Raw genomic sequence first — 16,339 nt, forward strand, 5'->3', positions numbered from 1 at the left:
GGAACATTCCCGCACCTGCGGCATTGCCGGGACATGCCGCGGTACTTCTTTCATTTCGAGGGCCAGCAGCCCTACACCGACACGACCGGCGAAACGCTCCTCGATGACGAGGCCGCCTGGCGCGAAGCGGCCCGCCTCTCCCGTGACGTCGAGCATGCGCTGCGCCCCGGCGACAGCTGGACGCTCAGCGTGTTCGACGGCACAGAGCCGGTGTTCGTGCTGGCCATGGTGACGCGGCGGTTTCGCTAAGGCACGCGAATGATCGCAAAGGCACGCGGGCGCGCGTGCAAATCATCCCTTGATTTGGAACGCCGCGAGCCTCCCACGCGTTTGTCTCTCGTCACGGCAACAACAGAAGCTCACGGCAACGACAGAAGCCTGACGCCAATGACGGAGGCGGCGCACCGCGCCGGCTTGCAGCATTGCGCCTGCGCGGGAGTCGCTCACTTGATTCATCTTGGCAAATGGTACGATCCGATATCCGAGCGCTGGATCGTCCCGCGCGAACCTCGCCTGCAGACGGCGTCTTCCCGTACAGGCACGAACCACGTCCTTGAGCTTCAGAGGACTATCGAGATTCAGCGCATCTGGCGAGCACTGACCGACTGTTGCGCGCGAGACTGACAGCTTTCAACGGCACGTTCGGTCAATGCGCTGATCCGGCGGCGTCCCTGAGCTCGGCGAGCGCGCGGGCCGTCGCCAGGATCATGTCGATCCGCTGCTGCAATCGTTGCTGGAGATCGGGGATGTTGACCTTGTCGGTGACGCGGTAAGCGTTGCCGATGCGCTCGACATAGCCCTGCTTGATCATGTCCTCCAGCCGTCGCAGCACGGTGGCGCGCGGCAGTTTCAGCGCCTGGGCAACCGTGCTCGCCCGCACCGGCGAGCACATCGCGGTGCGCAGGAACAGGTAGATGCCGATGGTGCGGAAGGTGGCGCTATCGTTCTGCTTGACGAACTCCGCGCCGTAGTCGTCGTTAATGCTCCGGATCAGGCCGAGATAGAGCCGGCTCAGCAACATGCGCTCGCGCGCCAGCTCGATGCGCGCGGGCGGCTGAACCGCGTCAAGCAGAACGAACTCGTCGCCTGCCGCCGTCCAGGTTGAGGCGTCGGTGGGGCTGCTCTTGCCGGCATTTTGAAGTGACATGGCCATGCTCCGTCAAACGACATCGCAGGCCGCCAGTTTACCGCGCACTCACGCTATCCGCATAGGCTTAATCTGTGTGACATGAGGCGTCAGCCGGTTCCGTCGATCACGAACCGGGTACTTCGTAGGATGGGTAGAGCCCTTGCGAAACCCATCGCTTCCCCCGCCCATCCTACGAGCTGCACTCGCCAACCAGAAGATCATGAGATTCACCTCGAGGCTTTCATATCAGGCGGCGCGCGCATGGTCCTCTAGCTGTTTGAGTGGGTTTTGAGTCAGTAGTGTCCGAGGTCGCAGCGTATCGCATCGGCGCCTCCTCTCGTCATTGCGAGGGCAGCGATTTGTCCGCCGAAGCCTCGGAGAAGGCGGAGGCAATCCAGACTGCCGCCGAGGAACGACTCTCGATTGCTTCGCTGCGCTCGCAATGACGGCGTGGCGAAGGAGCCAACCATCTCGCCGCGCGTGGCCCCTCGCGACCCGTCGGGCAAAACACCCCGTCAACCCCCGCCCACAAAAATATTTCACTTTTCCGAATTTCGGATTTGTGGCATACATCCCTCATCCCGGCCCTGCCAAAGGGGCGTTCGCGATCGTCACGAGATGCGGGCCGGGTTGCGGTGGACGCGGCAGCGCCGGCGCGCAACGGGTGTGGCAGGGCGGGCAACCGTGAGTCTCACGCGACGCGGCACGACACGGCGCAGGTAACGCGGTCTCATCGATCGTCTTGGGTGAGCACACGCAAGCCCAGGGCGATCCGGCGAGGCCGTCCGCGGACGGAGAAGTCGTGTGGTCCTGACGCCCGGGGTCTGTGCGTCAAGCCTCAGCGGTGATGTGGCGGCCCAACCGGGCGCGCGCGTCAGCCATCCGCGAGGCAACGGGGGCAATAGTGCATCGCTCCCCGGGGAGAGCACGAAGGACATCGTTAAAACCATCCGCGCAGGGAAGGCCGGGCGACCGGCATCACCTGTGATCCACCCCGTGTGCATTTCTGTTGCGCACGGATCTCGGGTGCCAGCCGGCGCCCGGCCTTCCCTGCGCCCTTTGGTCTTTTGGGCGCCGAACGTATTGGCAAAGCTCGGGCCGTCGGGGTCGCGAGAGTGCGGAGTCATGGTCCCTCACCTGTCGATGCCGACCTGTGTTCCCCGACAGAGAATGTCGCAGCGCTTTTCGCCTGCGCGCCCCGCTGATAGATTGCCGGCATTGCTTTGGGGGTTTTGATGCACGCGAATATTTTCAATCGCGTCCTGGTGCTCGCGGCGCTGGCCGTCGCCATGGCATCTCCGGCAGCGGCCGAGAAGCGCGTTGCGCTCGTGGTCGGCAATTCCGCCTACAAGAACATCACGCCGCTCGACAACCCGTCCAAGGATGCGGGCCTGATGGCCGACACGCTGGCAACGCTCGGCTTCACGCTGGTCGGCGGCCGCGCCCAGCTCGATCTCGACAAGCCTGCGATGGACATCGCGGTACAGAGCTTTGGCAAGCAGGTGCAGGGCGCCGATGTCGCGCTGTTCTATTATGCCGGCCACGGCGTGCAGGTCGCAGGCTCGAACTACCTAGTGCCGGTCAACGCCAATCCGACGCGCGAGGCGGACGTCGATTTCCAGATGACCGACGTCAATCTCGTGTTGCGCCAGATGCAGGGATCCGGCACACGGCTCAACCTCGTGATCCTCGATGCCTGCCGCAACAACCCGTTTGGCTCACGCGGCCTGCGTTCCTCCGACGGCGGGCTGGCGCAGATGCGCGCGCCGGAGGGCACGCTGATCTCCTACGCCACGCAACCCGGCAACGTTGCCCAGGACGGCAGCGACGGCCACAGCCCCTACACCAAGGCACTCGCCGCGACGGTCCGGACCGCAGGCCTCGACGTGTTCCAGACCTTCAACCAGGTCGGCCTCGCCGTAAAGCGCGCCACATCCGGCGCGCAGCAGCCCTGGGTGTCGTCCTCGCCGATCGACGGCACCTTCTATTTCGTACCGCCGACGCAAAGCGCGCCGCCACAGGTCGCCGCGATGCAGCCCGATCCGCTGCCGGCGGAACGCCTGCGCGCCGATCCCGACCGCGTGCCCTTGCGCGATGCCGGCCTGCTGAGCGAACTGAACGAGCGGCTCTACGAGCTTAATTTCGATCCGGATACCGCCGACGGGCTCACCCGCGCGATCACGAAGCTTCAGGAGCGGATCGCGATGGCGCCGACCGGCGAGCCGACCGAAGGCCTGCTGTTGCGGATGCGCAAGATGGAGGATCTCAAGCCCTGGGGCTCGATCGTCTACGGACCCGACGGCAACAAATGGGGCATGTCGTGGAACCACGCCTCGCGGCGCGCGGCGGTGGCGGACGCACGCGGCAATTGCGCCGGCGCCAAATGCCCGATCGAGCTGTCCTTCTACGGCAAAAGCTGCGGCGCGTTTGCGATCTCCGACAAGTCCTGGTCGCTGGTCCAGCGCGACAACGTGTTGCGCGCCAGGGACGCTGCGCTTGACGAATGCGGCAAGGCTGGCAAAGCTTGCCGCATTATTGGAGCTGTTTGTGCCGACGGCTCCGGCCGCTGAATTTTACCGCTGATTTTTCTTGATTTGGGATTGATCGCTCATGCCGCACGCCGTCGCCCGCACGTTCGCTCTCGTCTCCCTTCTCGCCCTCGCCCCACCGTGCGCCTTCGCGCAGTCCGGCAGCGCCGGCGGCTCGATCGGCAATGACGAGAAGTCGCTGTCCGGCTCGCGCCAGGATTCGTCTCCGGGCCGCTCGGCGGAACCCGCGCCATCCGCACGGAGCAAGCCCGCGCCCGAGGAACGCTCATCGCCGCGGCGAAGCGGTGCCGGTGGAGGCGGTGGCGCCAGCTTCGACGGCGCCTGGGCGGTCACAAGCGTCGGCTGCGGCGGCAGCTCCAGCGGCGCAACCGTCGTGAGCTCGGGCCGCGTCATGGGCGATGGCGTCAGCGGTACGGTCAGCCCGAACGGCGCGGTGCGCACCTTCGGCCATGGTGAAAACGGCATCACCTATACCGGTGCCGGACGCCTCTCGGGACGCAGCGGTTCAGGCACTTTCCACCGCTCCGACGGCTGCTCGGGAACCTGGACCGCGAGCAAGCAATAGCGCGCGCGGAAATATCTGATTCCGCCCTCGGAACGACCTCCGAGGCGGCCCAATTCAGGCCACATCCTCTCCGGATTTGCGGCTCATTGCCACCCAACTCTTTGTTGAGAAAGGCACGGTACAAAGTTGCGTCATGCGTAACCGGGAGACCAGGATGGGCAACCGAACCGCCAAGTTCATATCCGCGCTGATCGGCAGCATGATCGCCGGCGCACCATTGGCAGCCGTGTCGCAGAACGCCCCAAGCGCACCCGCCACAGCAAGCCAAGCCAACGCCGCCGGCGACTGCCTCGCCTCGCCGAAGGGCACCGCGCCGCAAGGCCAGCATTGGTTCTATCGGCTGGAGCGGTCGACCAAGCGGCAATGCTGGTACCTGCGTGCCGAGGGCGGCAAAGCCGCGACAAGCACGCAGACGGCCAACAGCGCGCCGCAGCCGGATTCACCGCCTCCGCAGTCGGTTCAGAACGCGCGCGCCGAATACATCGCGCCGCAGATTGCCGCGCAAGATGCGCCGCCTGCGGCCGCACCGCAGCCTGCGAGCCCCACCGCTGACAACAATGCGCAGGCCCCCGCCGTCGCCGCGCGCTGGCCCGATGGATCGACGGCCACAGCGCCTCCGCCGCAGGCCGTGAAGGTCGCCGCAGATGCGCAGCCAAGCGCACCGCCGGCCGCATCCCCTGCCCTGGTGGCATCAGCCGCAGCCGATGCGCCCGCCGACAAGCCGACCGGATCGCTCCAGACGCTGATGCTCGTCATCGGCGGCGCGCTGGCGCTCGCCGGCCTCATTGCCAGCGTGATCTACCGCTTCGCGGGCTCCCGCGTGCGCGTCCAGGCCGGCGACCATCGCCGCTCTCACTGGGATAATTGGGACCCGCAGGATTACGACGCCAGCCGCGCGCCGTGGCTCGACGCAACGCCCGCACCGGCGCTCGCGGAACGGCCGCGTCCGGTGGACTTCGACGCTGTTCGTCCCGATGCCGTGTGCCCTCAAGCCAACCAACTCGCCGCATTCACTGGCGAGATCGCCAGGGTCGCAGCGCAAGTCCGCCCCGCGCCCGTCAAGGCGGCCGAACCCGAGCCGGCTCAGATCGAACTGTTCGAAGACGAATACGAAGTCGAGGAGACGGCGCCGCAGCTCGCGGCCGATGACAACCAGGCCGGGCAGCCGTCCGTGCATGAGCAAGATTCGCACGATGACAATGCGCGCGACGAGGATGCCGTCGACATCGACGTCATCACCGCCATGCTGGAACGGCTTGCGCAGGAGGGGCCGCGGCTGGCGCAGCCTAGCCTTGAAGCTGACCTTGCAGACCTCGCACGAAGCCGACGAGGCCAATCCGCCGCTCGCGCTTGAGGCGCTCGGCCTTCAGGATCGACTGCACCTCGGCGAAGGCATCGTCGACATCATGGTTGATGACGATGTAGTCGTATTCGGCCCAGTGGCTCATCTCGTGGCTGGCGCGGCTCATCCGCTTGCGGATCACCTCGTCGGAATCCTGCGCGCGCGAATGCAGCCGCTTCTCGAGGTCGGCGGCCGAAGGCGGCAGGATGAAGACGCTGACGACGTCGGCGCGCGCCTTCTCGCGCAGCTGCTGCGTGCCCTGCCAGTCGATGTCGAACAGCACGTCCTGCCCCGCCGTCAATGCAGCCTCGACCGGCGCGCGCGGCGTGCCATAGCGGTTGTCGAACACGGTCGCCCATTCCAGAAGCTCGTCGCCCTTCACCATGGCCTCGAACCTCAGCTTGTCGACGAACAGATAGTCGCGGCCATCGACCTCGCCGGGCCGCATCGCGCGCGTCGTCGCCGAGACCGACATGCGCAGGCCCGGCATGCGATCGATCAAGAGACGCGACAGCGTCGTTTTGCCTGCGCCCGATGGCGAGGACAGCACGAACATCAGCCCGCGCCGCTCGACACCGTCAGTTCCGTGACCGCCAATCGTCATCGATCACTCCAGATTCTGGACCTGCTCGCGGAATTGCTCGACCACGTTCTTCATGGCGAGCCCGGTATTGGTCAGCTCGATGTCGTTCGACTTCGAGCAGCAGGTGTTGACCTCGCGGTGAAACTCCTGCGCCAGGAAGTCCAGCTTGCGCCCGATCGGACCGCCCTTGCCGATCAGCTCGCGCGCCTGCGCGACATGCGAGGCGATGCGATCGAGCTCCTCGCGGATGTCGGCCCGGGTTGCGATCAAAATCGCCTCCTGCATCAGCCGGTCGGAATCGAGACGATCGGAGGTGTCCAGCAGCGTTGCGATCTGCTCGGCGAGCCTGGCCTTGATCGCCTCCGGCTTGCGGCCCGGCGCGGCTTCGGCCTTCTTCGCCAGCTGCTCGACCTCGTCGACCCGCTGGGTCAGGATCTGACCCAGCGAGGTGCCCTCGCGCTTGCGCATCGCCACGAGCTCATCGAGCGCCTTGTCGAAGGCGTCGGCTGCGGCGGCACGCGCGGCGTTGTCCTCCTCCTCGTCGCCGTCGGGCTCGGCGACCTCGACGACGCCCTTGATGGCGAGCAGGCCGTCGATGCTCGGCGCGACCGCATCGACCTTGCCGGCGATGACGGCGGCGGCCTTCAGGACGGCGTTGAGCACGTCCTCGTTGACGCGGACGGTCGCGGACGCGTTGGTGCGCTTGACGTTGAGATTGGCGTAGACGGTGCCGCGTGACAAAAGCTCGCCGGCGCGCTTCTTGGCATGGGCCTCGAGCTCGTCGAACCCCTGCGGCAGCCGCACCCTGAGGTCAAAGCCCTTGGCGTTGACCGACTTCAATTCCCATTCGAACGTGTACGGCCCGCTTGCGCCGTGGCTTCGGGCAAAACCGGTCATGGACGACAGCGCCATCAGGTCAGTTTCTCCGGACAAATGAGATTCGCGGTGCCATCAAGGCACGCGAATCTTAAGACTATTTTGCAGGAAAGTGTAATCCGCAAAGTCCCGTAGGCAGGCCTGCGCTAGCGCGGGATCACCGGCGGCGTCGGCTGCGCCGCGCCCTGGCGGGCCGGAGCAGGAGCCGCGGGCCGGGCCGGCGGCTTTTTCTGCTGGGTCGGCTTCGGGGTGGTCGCGGTCGGCGCGCTATCTGCCGCCGCGGGTGCGGCAGCGGCTGGCGCCTGCGCGTCGTCGGCCGGCTCGACCGTGTCGTTCTGGATCTGCTTCTCCATCGCGCGGAGCTTGGCGACGTTCTTCTGGTGCGCGTCGTAGGTCTCGGTGAAGGCATGCCCGCCCGAGCCGTCGGCGACGAAAAAGAGGTCGCGGGTGCGGGCCGGGTTGGCTGCGGCTTCCAGCGAGGCGCGGCCCGGGTTGGCGATCGGGCCCGGCGGCAGGCCTTCGATCACATAGGTGTTGTAGGGCGACGGCTGCGTGATCTCGCTGCGCTTGATCGGGCGGCCGAGCGTGCCCTTGCCGCCGACGAGGCCATAGATGATGGTCGGATCGGACTGGAGCTTGATCTTCTGCTTCAGCCGATTGACGAACACGGCCGCGACGCGGCTGCGCTCGTCCGGCTTGCCGGTTTCCTTCTCCACGATCGAGGCGAGCGTCACCAGCTGCTCCGGAGTCTTGACCGGGAGGTCCTGGCTGCGGCGCTCCCAGATCTCGGCAAGCACGCGCTTGTGCGCCTGCTGCATGCGCTGGACCACCTGGTCACGCGGGGTGCCGCGCGGGAACTTGTAGGTCTCAGGCAACAGCGTGCCCTCGCGCGGCAGCTCGCGGACGCTGCCGGTGAAGATGTCGTTGTCGGTGAGCCGCGCCACGATCTGCTCGGAGGTCAGGCCTTCCGGGATCGTGACGGCATGCTGCACCACCTTGCCCTCGACGATGGTGGCGATGACGTCGCGCAGCGAGGCGTTCTTCTGGAACGCATATTCACCGGGCTTCAGGTCCGAGCTCGCCTTCAGCGCGGCGACGCTCGCGATGAACACCCACGGATTGACGTCGGTCACGCCTTCCCGGTTCAGGGTCTCGGCGATGTCGCGCTTGCCAGCGCGCTGGGGAATGTTGACGATCTTGTCGTCCTTCAGCGGTCCCGGCGCTTCCAGCACTTGCCGGCCATAATAGTAGACACCACCGGCGCCAATCATGGAGATGATCAACAGGGTGATGATGGCATTGCCGACCACGACAAAGGGATTGCGCGCCCGCTCCGATCGCTTCGGCGGCGGCGGGACCTGCTCGGGCTCGAGCGCTGCCCGCGGACTCCGGGGCGAAATGGGCGGCCTTTCACTCATCGAAGCAACCTGAATCCTGCCGGTTCAATTGCGGCCTGACAATCGCTTGCCCGGCCAAATGTGCGCGCCCACGGGGTATGACTATCGCCGAATACGGCAAAACGGTGGATTCGTCGCAAACGCAAACTAATGGACCAGGCGCCGGACGATCACCGACGCATTGGTACCGCCAAACCCAAAAGAATTCGACAATGCGACGTTGATCTCGCGCTTCTTCGCCGTATGCGGCACGAGATCGATCGCAGTCTCGACCGACGGGTTGTCCAGATTGATGGTCGGCGGCACGACATTATCGCGAATCGCGAGAATCGCGAAGATCGCCTCGATCGCGCCGGCTGCGCCGAGAAGATGGCCGGTCGACGATTTGGTCGAGGACATCGCGACCTTGGAAGCGGCATTGCCGAGCAGGCGCTCCACCGCGCCGAGCTCGATCTCGTCGCCGAGCGGCGTCGAGGTACCGTGCGCGTTGATATAATCGAGATCGGACGCCGACAGCCCGGCGCGCTTCAACGCCGCCGACATGCTGCGGAAGCCGCCATCCCCATCCGGCGATGGCGAGGTAATGTGATAGGCATCACCCGAGAGGCCGTAGCCGATCACCTCGGCGTAAATCCTGGCGCCGCGGCGCTGGGCATGCTCGAGCTCCTCGAGGACCAGGACGCCGGCGCCCTCGCCCATCACAAAACCGTCGCGGTCCTTGTCATAGGGACGTGACGCCTTCTCCGGCGTCTCGTTGAAGCCGGTCGACAGCGCGCGCGCCGCGTTGAAGCCGGCAATGCCGATGCGGCTGATCGGCGATTCGGCGCCGCCGGCGACCATGACGTCGGCATCGCCGAGCGCAATCAGGCGGGCGGCGTCGCCGACCGCATGCGCGCCGGTCGAGCAGGCCGTGACCACCGAATGGTTCGGTCCTTTCAGCCCGTGCGCGATCGAGACATAGCCGGAGGCGAGATTGATCAGGCGGCCCGGAATAAAGAACGGCGACACCCGGCGCGGTCCACGCTCCTTGAGCAGGATCGCGGTCTCGGCAATGCCGCTGAGGCCGCCGATGCCCGATCCGATCATGGTCCCGGTGGCGCATTTGTCCTCTTCGGACTCTGGGTGCCAGTCGGCATCGTCGAGCGCCTGGCCCGCCGCCGCCATGCCGAAGATGATGAAGTCGTCGACCTTGCGCTGGTCCTTCGGCTCCATCCATTTGTCGGGATTGAACGTGTCGTTCGACCCGTCGCCGCGCACGACGGTGCAGGCGTATTTGGTCTGGAGATCGGAGACATCGAAGCTCTCGATCCTGCGCGCGCCGCTTTCGCCGTTGAGGATGCGTTTCCAGGTCGCATCGACGCCACAGGCGAGTGGCGACACCATGCCGAGACCCGTGACGACGACCCGCCTCATATCCGAAAAACTCCGCTTCGAAAGATTCACGGCCGATAACAAGAAACCGGCTGACCGCCGCAAAGCGGTCCGTCCGGTTTCAATGTTGTCCCCGCGAAAATGAAGAGCTTAGCTCTTCGCGTTCTTCTCGAGAAACTTCGTGGCGTCGCCGACGGTGAGAATCGTCTCCGCGGCGTCGTCCGGAATCTCGCAACCGAATTCTTCTTCGAACGCCATCACCAGCTCGACGGTGTCCAGACTGTCGGCGCCGAGGTCGTCGATGAAGCTCGCAGCGTCGACAACCTTCTCGGGCTCAACACCAAGGTGTTCGACCACGATCTTCTTAACCCGCTCGCCAATGTCACTCATTGCTTAACCTCGTGTTGTTCCCTGTAGACCCGACCCCCCGGGACGATACGAGCCGTCGTGGTCGTGTCACTTGCCTTCGCTTACGAACTTTGATTTGGCCCCATCCAAACCGACGCAGGGCCCGGCGAACGACGGCCAAGGCTCAGCATCGCCAATATACAGGGTTTCAAAAACCTGCAATGGCGTTCTTTGCCCATCCGCGGTCCGGTTATCATACTTCAACTGCCTTGACTACAAGCCTCATTTCGCTCTGGAAACGGCTGTTTGCCGCATCCCGCACTGCCGATATGGGCGTGCGGAAGGCGGCGTCAGATCATGGCCATGCCGCCATTGACATGGATGGTCTGGCCGGTGACGTAGGCCGCTTCGTTCGAACTCAGGTAGACGGCGGCCGCAGCAATGTCCTCGGGCGTTCCCAGACGGGCGGCTGGAACCTTGGTGAGAATCGTTTCGCGCTGCTTGTCGTTGAGCGCATCCGTCATCGGCGTCTTGATGAAGCCGGGCGCGATGCAGTTCGCAGTGACGCCACGCTTGGCATATTCGGCACCCAGTGTCTTGATCATGCCGATCAGGCCCGCCTTCGACGCCGTGTAATTGCCCTGCCCGGGATTGCCGGTGACGCCGACCACGGACGTAATGGCGATGATGCGGCCGAAGCGCTTGCGCATCATCAATTTGGTGGCGGCACGCGCCAGGCGGAAAGTTGCCGTCAGATTGACGTTGATGACCTCGTCCCAGTCTTCGTCGCGAAGCTGAACGAAGAGGTTGTCGCGGGTGATGCCGGCATTGGCGACGAGAATGTCGACCTGGCCCATCGCCGCTTCTGCGGCCGGCACCAGCGCCTCGACCTCGTCGGCCTTAGAGAGATTGCAGGGCAGCACGAGCGCGCGCTCGCCGAGCTTGCCGGCCAGCTCGTCCAGCACCTCCTTCCGCGTTCCCGAAATCGCAACCGTGGCGCCCTGCGCGTGCAGGGCCTGCGCAATCGCGCCGCCAATGCCGCCGGTCGCACCGGTGACGAGCGCTTTCTTGCCAGTCAGATCGAACATTGAAAAACTCCTCTAGGCCTGCTTCGCAGCGGCCAATGCATCCTTGGCAGCGGCGATGTCGTTGGGTCCGCCCACAGCGACGCCGACGGCACCATCCGTAATGCGCTTGACGAGACCGGTCAGAACCTTGCCGGCGCCGATCTCGAAGAAGCGAGTGACGCCCTGCCCTGCCATATAGGAAACCGACTCGCGCCAGCGAACCGTTCCCGTAACCTGTTCGACCAATCGGCGACGAATCTCGTCGGGATCGGCGATGGCGCTTGCCAGCACATTCGACACCAGCGGCGCCGCCGGCGCCTTGATCATGACCTTGGAGAGCGCTTCCGCCATGGCATCCGCGGCCGGCTGCATCAATTTGCAATGGAACGGCGCGGACACCGGCAGCAGCATTGCGCGCTTGGCGCCCTTGGTCTTGGCGATCTCGACGGCGCGATCGACCGCAGCCTTGTCGCCGGAAACGACCACCTGCCCGCCGCCATTGTCATTGGCGGCCTGGCAGACCTGCCCCTGTGCCGCCTCGTTGGCGACAGCCATAGCGGCCTCGTAATCGAGTCCGAGCAACGCGGCCATGGCCCCGACGCCGACGGGAACGGCCTTTTGCATTGCGAGACCGCGGGTGCGAAGCAGCCGGGCCGTGTCTGAAATCGTCAGGCTGCCGGCTGCGGCCAGCGCCGAATATTCACCGAGCGAGTGGCCGGCAACGAAGGCCGCGTCCCGTCCTACGGAAAAACCTGCCTCAGCCTCCAGCACGCGCAGGGTGGCCACAGAGACGGCCATCAGCGCCGGCTGTGCGTTCTCGGTGAGCTGGAGTGTCTCCGCGGGGCCATCCCAGATAGTAGCCGTCAGCTTCTCGCCGAGCGCGGCATCGACCTCGTCGAACACGGCGCGCGCCACCGGGAAAGCGTCGGCCAGGGCCTTGCCCATACCGACCGCCTGAGACCCCTGCCCCGGAAATGTGAATGCTGCCGTCATCGGCGCTCCCTGGATCGCTCGAATTGTCGTCTACGAGAACCGGCAGCCGACGACGTCCGGCCCGCGCCCTTGTTCCCGATCATGCTCCAAAGGGGGCCGTAGACAACGTCCGGGGCCGCGCTGTCAAGCCGCGATGGGCTCCCTGTCACAAGCATCGGGGCCAAAACCGTCCATTGCTGTGCACCAATCGGGCCTGCCGCGCCCTCGCCCTCAGATAAAGCGTTTACGCTGTCCGGAACTTGGTTCCACGACTTAAGCCGCCTTAAATAGCGCTGACCTAGGTTGCCGCCATGGCAAATGTGGTCCCACAGACATCGACGGTTTCCGCTTCTCGTGGGCAACCGCGCCGGCGTCCTTTGCAGGCCTGCGTCGACTGGCTGCTGGCCGGCCCGCGTCCGCAGCCCGACGACATCCACAATGAATTGCTCCAGCAACGCACCAACAAGACCAGAACAATGCTGGTGGCGGTGGCGGCATCGCTGCTGATCGCCTCGCTCTCCGCCGCTTTGACCGGCGCCGCCTGGGCCTATGCCTGGGTGCTCGCGGAGATCGTTCTCGGCAGCACGCGCGTTACGCTGATGATGCGAGCCCTGGCAAAGGCGAAGCGGGACCGGCGCGCGCCGGTCAACGTCTCGCCGATCTGGGCGGGCCTCGCATCGGTCATCCTGATTTCCGCCGGTTGCTATCAATGTGTGGCGTCCGGCATCATGCCGCTGATCCTGATGGCCGGCATTGGTCTTGCCAACCTCGTCGGCGGCATCGCCTCGCGCAACGCGGGGACACCGCGCTACGGCATTCTCCTGATCTGCATCCTGACGCTGCCCTTCGCGGTCGCCACGATCCTGTCGCCGGTGCCGTTCCTGTTCATCATCGGACTGCAAACGCCGGTCTACACGGCGGGGATGATTTTCCTGCTGCTCGAGAACCACAAGATCCTGCTCGATCTGCACCATTCCGAGCGCAACAATCGCCTGATGGCGCATCACGACCTGCTGACAGGCCTGCCCAACCGCGCCCTCAACCAGAAACTTTTCGCCGAAATGCTCGACGGCCCATGGCCCGATGCAGCGTCGGCTGTCTCGAAGCTCACAGTGTTCTGCGTCGACCTCGACGGCTTCAAGGGCGTCAATGACAGGTTTGGGCACGCCGCGGGCGACGCTGTTCTCGTCGCAGTGGCGAAGCGTCTGTGCGCCAGCGTGCGCGATGCCGATGTCGTGTGCCGCATTGGCGGCGACGAGTTCGTGATCCTGCTGCCTGACACCACCGACGACGAAGCTGTCGCAATCGCCCAGCTGATCATCGCGCGAGTGGCGGAGCCGTTCGACTTTACGCCAGCGGCGCGTGTAGGGGCCAGCATCGGCCTTGCGTCGGCACCGCGCGACGGTGTGACCGCTGACGAACTGCTCAGCGCCGCCGACCGCGCGATGTACGAAGCCAAGCGTCGCGGCAAGGGCGCATTCGTGATCCACGGCGCCGCGGTCGTCGAGCCCGTCACGCTTGTGCCCGAGGCAACATTCCTTCCTGCGCCAAGAGCTGCGGCGCCGGCCCGCTAGAAACCGCCCGCCTTCTGATCCGCACCGACCTCGGCACCGGCCCGCGCGCGGCGCGTGCTGCTGGCCAATTGTCCCGGTCGGTCGTCGCGGTTCGGCTTGGCGGTGGCGAGCCGCAGCACCGCGGCGTAATTCGGCTGCACCTCCATCCGCTCGGCATGCCGGCTTTCGCCGAGCAGGCGATGGACTTTCGGCAAATTGTAGCAGGGCACGTAGAACAGAAGATGATGCTCGAGGTGGTAGTTCACGTAGTACGGCGCGATGAACAGACGCTCGAGAAAATTGGCATGCGTGGTGCGGGTATTGCGCAAGGGATCGCTGCTGTCAGGCACAACGGCATGCTCGGCGATGTTGCGGATGCGGGTGATGACCATCATCCAGGTCACGAGCGGCACCAGCCATAGCAGCGGATAGGCCCACCAGACGCCCGCCGCAGCAAGCGCTGCCAACATCACGGCATTGACGATGCATTGCGGGCCGAGCTTGTCCCAGAAATGCGTCAGCCGCTGCCGCCATGGCCAGTCCTTTGGCCCCAGCGCATTGAGCAGTTGCGCCTTGCGCTGCTGGTAGCCGGTCTGCCCGGTGATATCGCGGATGAACTTGCGGCGGTAGCTCAGCTTGGTGATTGGAAACGGCGCCGACAGCACGAGGTCCGGATCGTCCTCCTGCTGGGTGCGCGCATGATGCTGCAAATGATAGCGCCGGTAAGCGCGCGTCTCCGCAAAGAGTGGATAGGCGCAGAACCACTGGCTCAGCGTCAGGTTGGTGGTCTCGTCGGCGGAGAGACAGCCATGCGCGCCGTCATGCATGAGGATCGCAAGGCCTAGCTGGCGCGAGCCGATGATCGCGACGGCGAAGACATAGGTGAGCGGATTGGGCCACCACGCGACCAGCGCGATCGCGCCAATGATCAGCGCCCAGGCATGCGCGATCAGGGCCACGCCCTTCCAGGTCACGCGCCGGCGCACGTCGACGAGCTGATCCTCGGTCAGGAAATCGCGGGCACGCATGCGAAGCGCGGTCATGGCCTAACTCTCCCCATCCAACGTGGTGGAAGCATCGTGGTCATCGACGAGGCGCAAGCGCGCAGCCTCGCCGGTTGATTTCGCCTGCTCGCCAAGCACGCGCAGCATCTCGGCGCAGAGCTCATCGGGCGAGCGACCCATGGCGTAGCCTTCGAGGATTACGCCGATGGCGACGGCCCAAAACCGCCGCGAGCTCTCGTCGGGTGCGCGCAGGGAGCGCCAGCCGTGGCGCGCGACCTGGCTCGTATAGGCGCGTGCACCCTCGCCGTGCAGGCGTTCGATGGTGCGCTCGACCAGCGGCGCAAGATCCTGGCGCCGCCGCGTCAGCGTCAGCGCTTCGGCGAAGAAGGCAACCGAATCGCTCGCCGTCACCGTCCCGGCCAGCGCGTGTGTGTACTCCCGCGGCGAGCGCGCCTTCAGCGCCGCCTGCTCGGTCGCACGCGCCAGGTACAGGAGTTCGCGGCAGGCACATTCGACGAACAGCGCCTCCTTGGTGCGGAAGTAATAGGTGATCTGGCTCGGGAATGCGTCCGCAGCGGCCGCAATGTCGGTGATCGAGGTGCCGGACAGCCCCCGCTCACGAAACAGCGGGCTCGCCGCGTCCAGCAGCAGCGAACGCATTTTGCGGCCAGCGGAGCGCGTCGCCCGCGCGGCGTGCTTGGGATCGCCTGCTGGCGCCTCAAACGGTTCCTGGACCGCCTTATCCGTCATGGGCTTTCTCTCTCGATTTATTTGTATGCCATACAAACAAATAAATCAAGCGGCTTTGGCCGCCTCGGCTGGGCTTGACCGGAACCGTCCGGGCCAAAACCTTGGCCCTGCAACCTTGCCAAGCCGGCCAAAATCCGTATAAGGCGCGCATCCGCAGACCCTGGCCGGGAGCTGAACGGACGGTCTCAACAAATCATTCGTGATTTTGGTGTGGCAGGGCCAGTCGGCCCGTCGTCCCGTGTTTCCGCCTTCTGAGCTTAATCCCAGAGTCCTTTCCGAAGGCCTCTTAAGGGCTTGACGCCGGGCAATGCGCCAACACGAGGAAAGGACGACTATGGCTCTCTATGAGCATGTTTTTCTCGCGCGCCAAGACGCGAGCACGCAGCAGGTCGAAGAGCTGACTGCGCAGATGACCGGTATCGTCGAGGGTCTCGGCGGCAAGGTCACCAAGACCGAGAATTGGGGCGTTCGCTCCCTCACCTACCGCATGAACAAGAACCGCAAGGCGCACTTCGTGCTGCTCAACATCGACGCGCCGTCCGCGGCGATCGCCGAGATCGAGCGCCAGGAGCGCATCAGCGAAGACGTGATCCGCTATCTCAGCGTCCGCGTCGAGGAGCTCGAGGAAGGCCCGTCCGCGATGATGCGCAAGGCCGATCGCGATCGCGAGCGTGACGATCGTGGCGGCGGCTTCCGCGGCGAGCGTGAAGGCGGCTTCCGTGGCGACCGCGAAGGCGGTTTCCGTGGTGGCGATCGTGATGGCGGCGGCTTCCGCGGTGATCGCGGCCCGCGTCGTCCGCGCGACGAAGCTGAAACGACGGATGGGGAGTAAG

General features: G+C 65.3%; 16 protein-coding genes. 6 read left to right on the plus strand and 10 right to left on the minus strand.

The features are described 5' to 3' along the window. Positions 1 to 33: 33 nt before the first annotated feature. On the plus strand, positions 34 to 249 hold the full coding sequence (locus IC761_RS20775; RefSeq protein WP_195798498.1) for a DUF6894 family protein: 216 nt from the start codon (positions 34 to 36) through the stop codon (positions 247 to 249). A gap of 397 nt (positions 250 to 646) precedes the next feature. Here the strand turns inward: IC761_RS20775 and IC761_RS20780 are convergent, their stop codons facing one another. Continuing rightward, the gene (locus tag IC761_RS20780) at positions 647 to 1,147 is read right to left on the minus strand and encodes a helix-turn-helix domain-containing protein (RefSeq protein ID WP_195798499.1); all 501 of its coding nucleotides are present in this window, start codon (positions 1,145 to 1,147) and stop codon (positions 647 to 649) included. Between the two features lie 1,217 nt (positions 1,148 to 2,364). Between IC761_RS20780 and IC761_RS20785 the strand changes: the two genes are divergently transcribed. From IC761_RS20785 to IC761_RS20795, 3 genes are all read left to right on the plus strand, one after another. Next, positions 2,365 to 3,699, plus strand: a complete 1,335-nt coding sequence (locus IC761_RS20785; RefSeq protein WP_195798500.1) for a caspase family protein — start codon at positions 2,365 to 2,367, stop codon at positions 3,697 to 3,699. A 40-nt stretch (positions 3,700 to 3,739) separates the two neighbouring features. Continuing rightward, positions 3,740 to 4,243: a hypothetical protein gene (locus IC761_RS20790; RefSeq protein WP_195798501.1), complete on the plus strand. Its 504-nt coding sequence runs from the start codon at positions 3,740 to 3,742 to the stop codon at positions 4,241 to 4,243. A gap of 154 nt (positions 4,244 to 4,397) precedes the next feature. After that, complete coding sequence (locus tag IC761_RS20795; protein ID WP_195804726.1) at positions 4,398 to 5,597, plus strand: hypothetical protein; 1,200 nt, start codon at positions 4,398 to 4,400, stop codon at positions 5,595 to 5,597. Here IC761_RS20795 and gmk read toward each other — a convergent pair. The 7 genes from gmk to fabD form a co-directional block, all read right to left on the minus strand. Further along, positions 5,530 to 6,189, minus strand: coding sequence for a guanylate kinase (gene gmk, locus IC761_RS20800; protein WP_195798502.1), 660 nt, complete (start codon positions 6,187 to 6,189; stop codon positions 5,530 to 5,532). The two genes, IC761_RS20795 and gmk, sit on opposite strands and share 68 nt — an antisense overlap. 3 nt (positions 6,190 to 6,192) lie before the next feature. Beyond that, positions 6,193 to 7,080 (minus strand): YicC/YloC family endoribonuclease, encoded by an 888-nt coding sequence (locus tag IC761_RS20805; protein WP_195798503.1) that lies wholly within the window; start codon positions 7,078 to 7,080, stop codon positions 6,193 to 6,195. 110 nt (positions 7,081 to 7,190) lie between these two features. Beyond that, positions 7,191 to 8,462 carry an endolytic transglycosylase MltG gene (gene mltG, locus IC761_RS20810; protein ID WP_195798504.1) on the minus strand — a complete coding sequence of 424 codons (1,272 nt, stop codon included), beginning with the start codon at positions 8,460 to 8,462 and terminating at the stop codon, positions 7,191 to 7,193. A 126-nt stretch (positions 8,463 to 8,588) separates the two neighbouring features. After that, positions 8,589 to 9,854 carry a beta-ketoacyl-ACP synthase II gene (gene fabF / locus IC761_RS20815; protein ID WP_195798505.1) on the minus strand — a complete coding sequence of 422 codons (1,266 nt, stop codon included), beginning with the start codon at positions 9,852 to 9,854 and terminating at the stop codon, positions 8,589 to 8,591. A 108-nt stretch (positions 9,855 to 9,962) separates the two neighbouring features. Beyond that, positions 9,963 to 10,202, minus strand: a complete 240-nt coding sequence (locus tag IC761_RS20820) for an acyl carrier protein (RefSeq protein ID WP_008130699.1) — start codon at positions 10,200 to 10,202, stop codon at positions 9,963 to 9,965. 308 nt (positions 10,203 to 10,510) lie between these two features. Next, on the minus strand, positions 10,511 to 11,248 hold the full coding sequence (fabG, locus tag IC761_RS20825) for a 3-oxoacyl-[acyl-carrier-protein] reductase (RefSeq protein ID WP_195798506.1): 738 nt from the start codon (positions 11,246 to 11,248) through the stop codon (positions 10,511 to 10,513). A 12-nt stretch (positions 11,249 to 11,260) separates the two neighbouring features. Then, positions 11,261 to 12,220, minus strand: coding sequence for an ACP S-malonyltransferase (gene fabD / locus IC761_RS20830; RefSeq protein WP_195798507.1), 960 nt, complete (start codon positions 12,218 to 12,220; stop codon positions 11,261 to 11,263). Between the two features lie 290 nt (positions 12,221 to 12,510). Between fabD and IC761_RS20835 the strand changes: the two genes are divergently transcribed. Then, positions 12,511 to 13,773 carry a GGDEF domain-containing protein gene (locus tag IC761_RS20835; RefSeq protein WP_195798508.1) on the plus strand — a complete coding sequence of 421 codons (1,263 nt, stop codon included), beginning with the start codon at positions 12,511 to 12,513 and terminating at the stop codon, positions 13,771 to 13,773. Here the strand turns inward: IC761_RS20835 and IC761_RS20840 are convergent. Both IC761_RS20840 and IC761_RS20845 read right to left on the minus strand, forming a co-directional pair. Continuing rightward, entirely contained in the window at positions 13,770 to 14,795 is a 1,026-nt protein-coding gene (locus IC761_RS20840; protein ID WP_195798509.1) for a fatty acid desaturase family protein, read from the minus strand. The genes IC761_RS20835 and IC761_RS20840 overlap by 4 nt on opposite strands. 3 nt (positions 14,796 to 14,798) lie before the next feature. After that, positions 14,799 to 15,506 carry a TetR/AcrR family transcriptional regulator C-terminal domain-containing protein gene (locus tag IC761_RS20845; RefSeq protein WP_195798510.1) on the minus strand — a complete coding sequence of 236 codons (708 nt, stop codon included), beginning with the start codon at positions 15,504 to 15,506 and terminating at the stop codon, positions 14,799 to 14,801. A gap of 334 nt (positions 15,507 to 15,840) precedes the next feature. Here IC761_RS20845 and rpsF point away from each other — a divergent pair, with 334 nt between their 5' ends. Then, positions 15,841 to 16,338 carry a 30S ribosomal protein S6 gene (rpsF, locus tag IC761_RS20850; protein ID WP_128952215.1) on the plus strand — a complete coding sequence of 166 codons (498 nt, stop codon included), beginning with the start codon at positions 15,841 to 15,843 and terminating at the stop codon, positions 16,336 to 16,338. The last annotated feature ends 1 nt before the right edge of the window (position 16,339 follow it).

The sequence above is a fragment of the Bradyrhizobium commune genome (genome assembly GCF_015624505.1).
GTDB lineage: Bacteria > Pseudomonadota > Alphaproteobacteria > Rhizobiales > Xanthobacteraceae > Bradyrhizobium > Bradyrhizobium commune.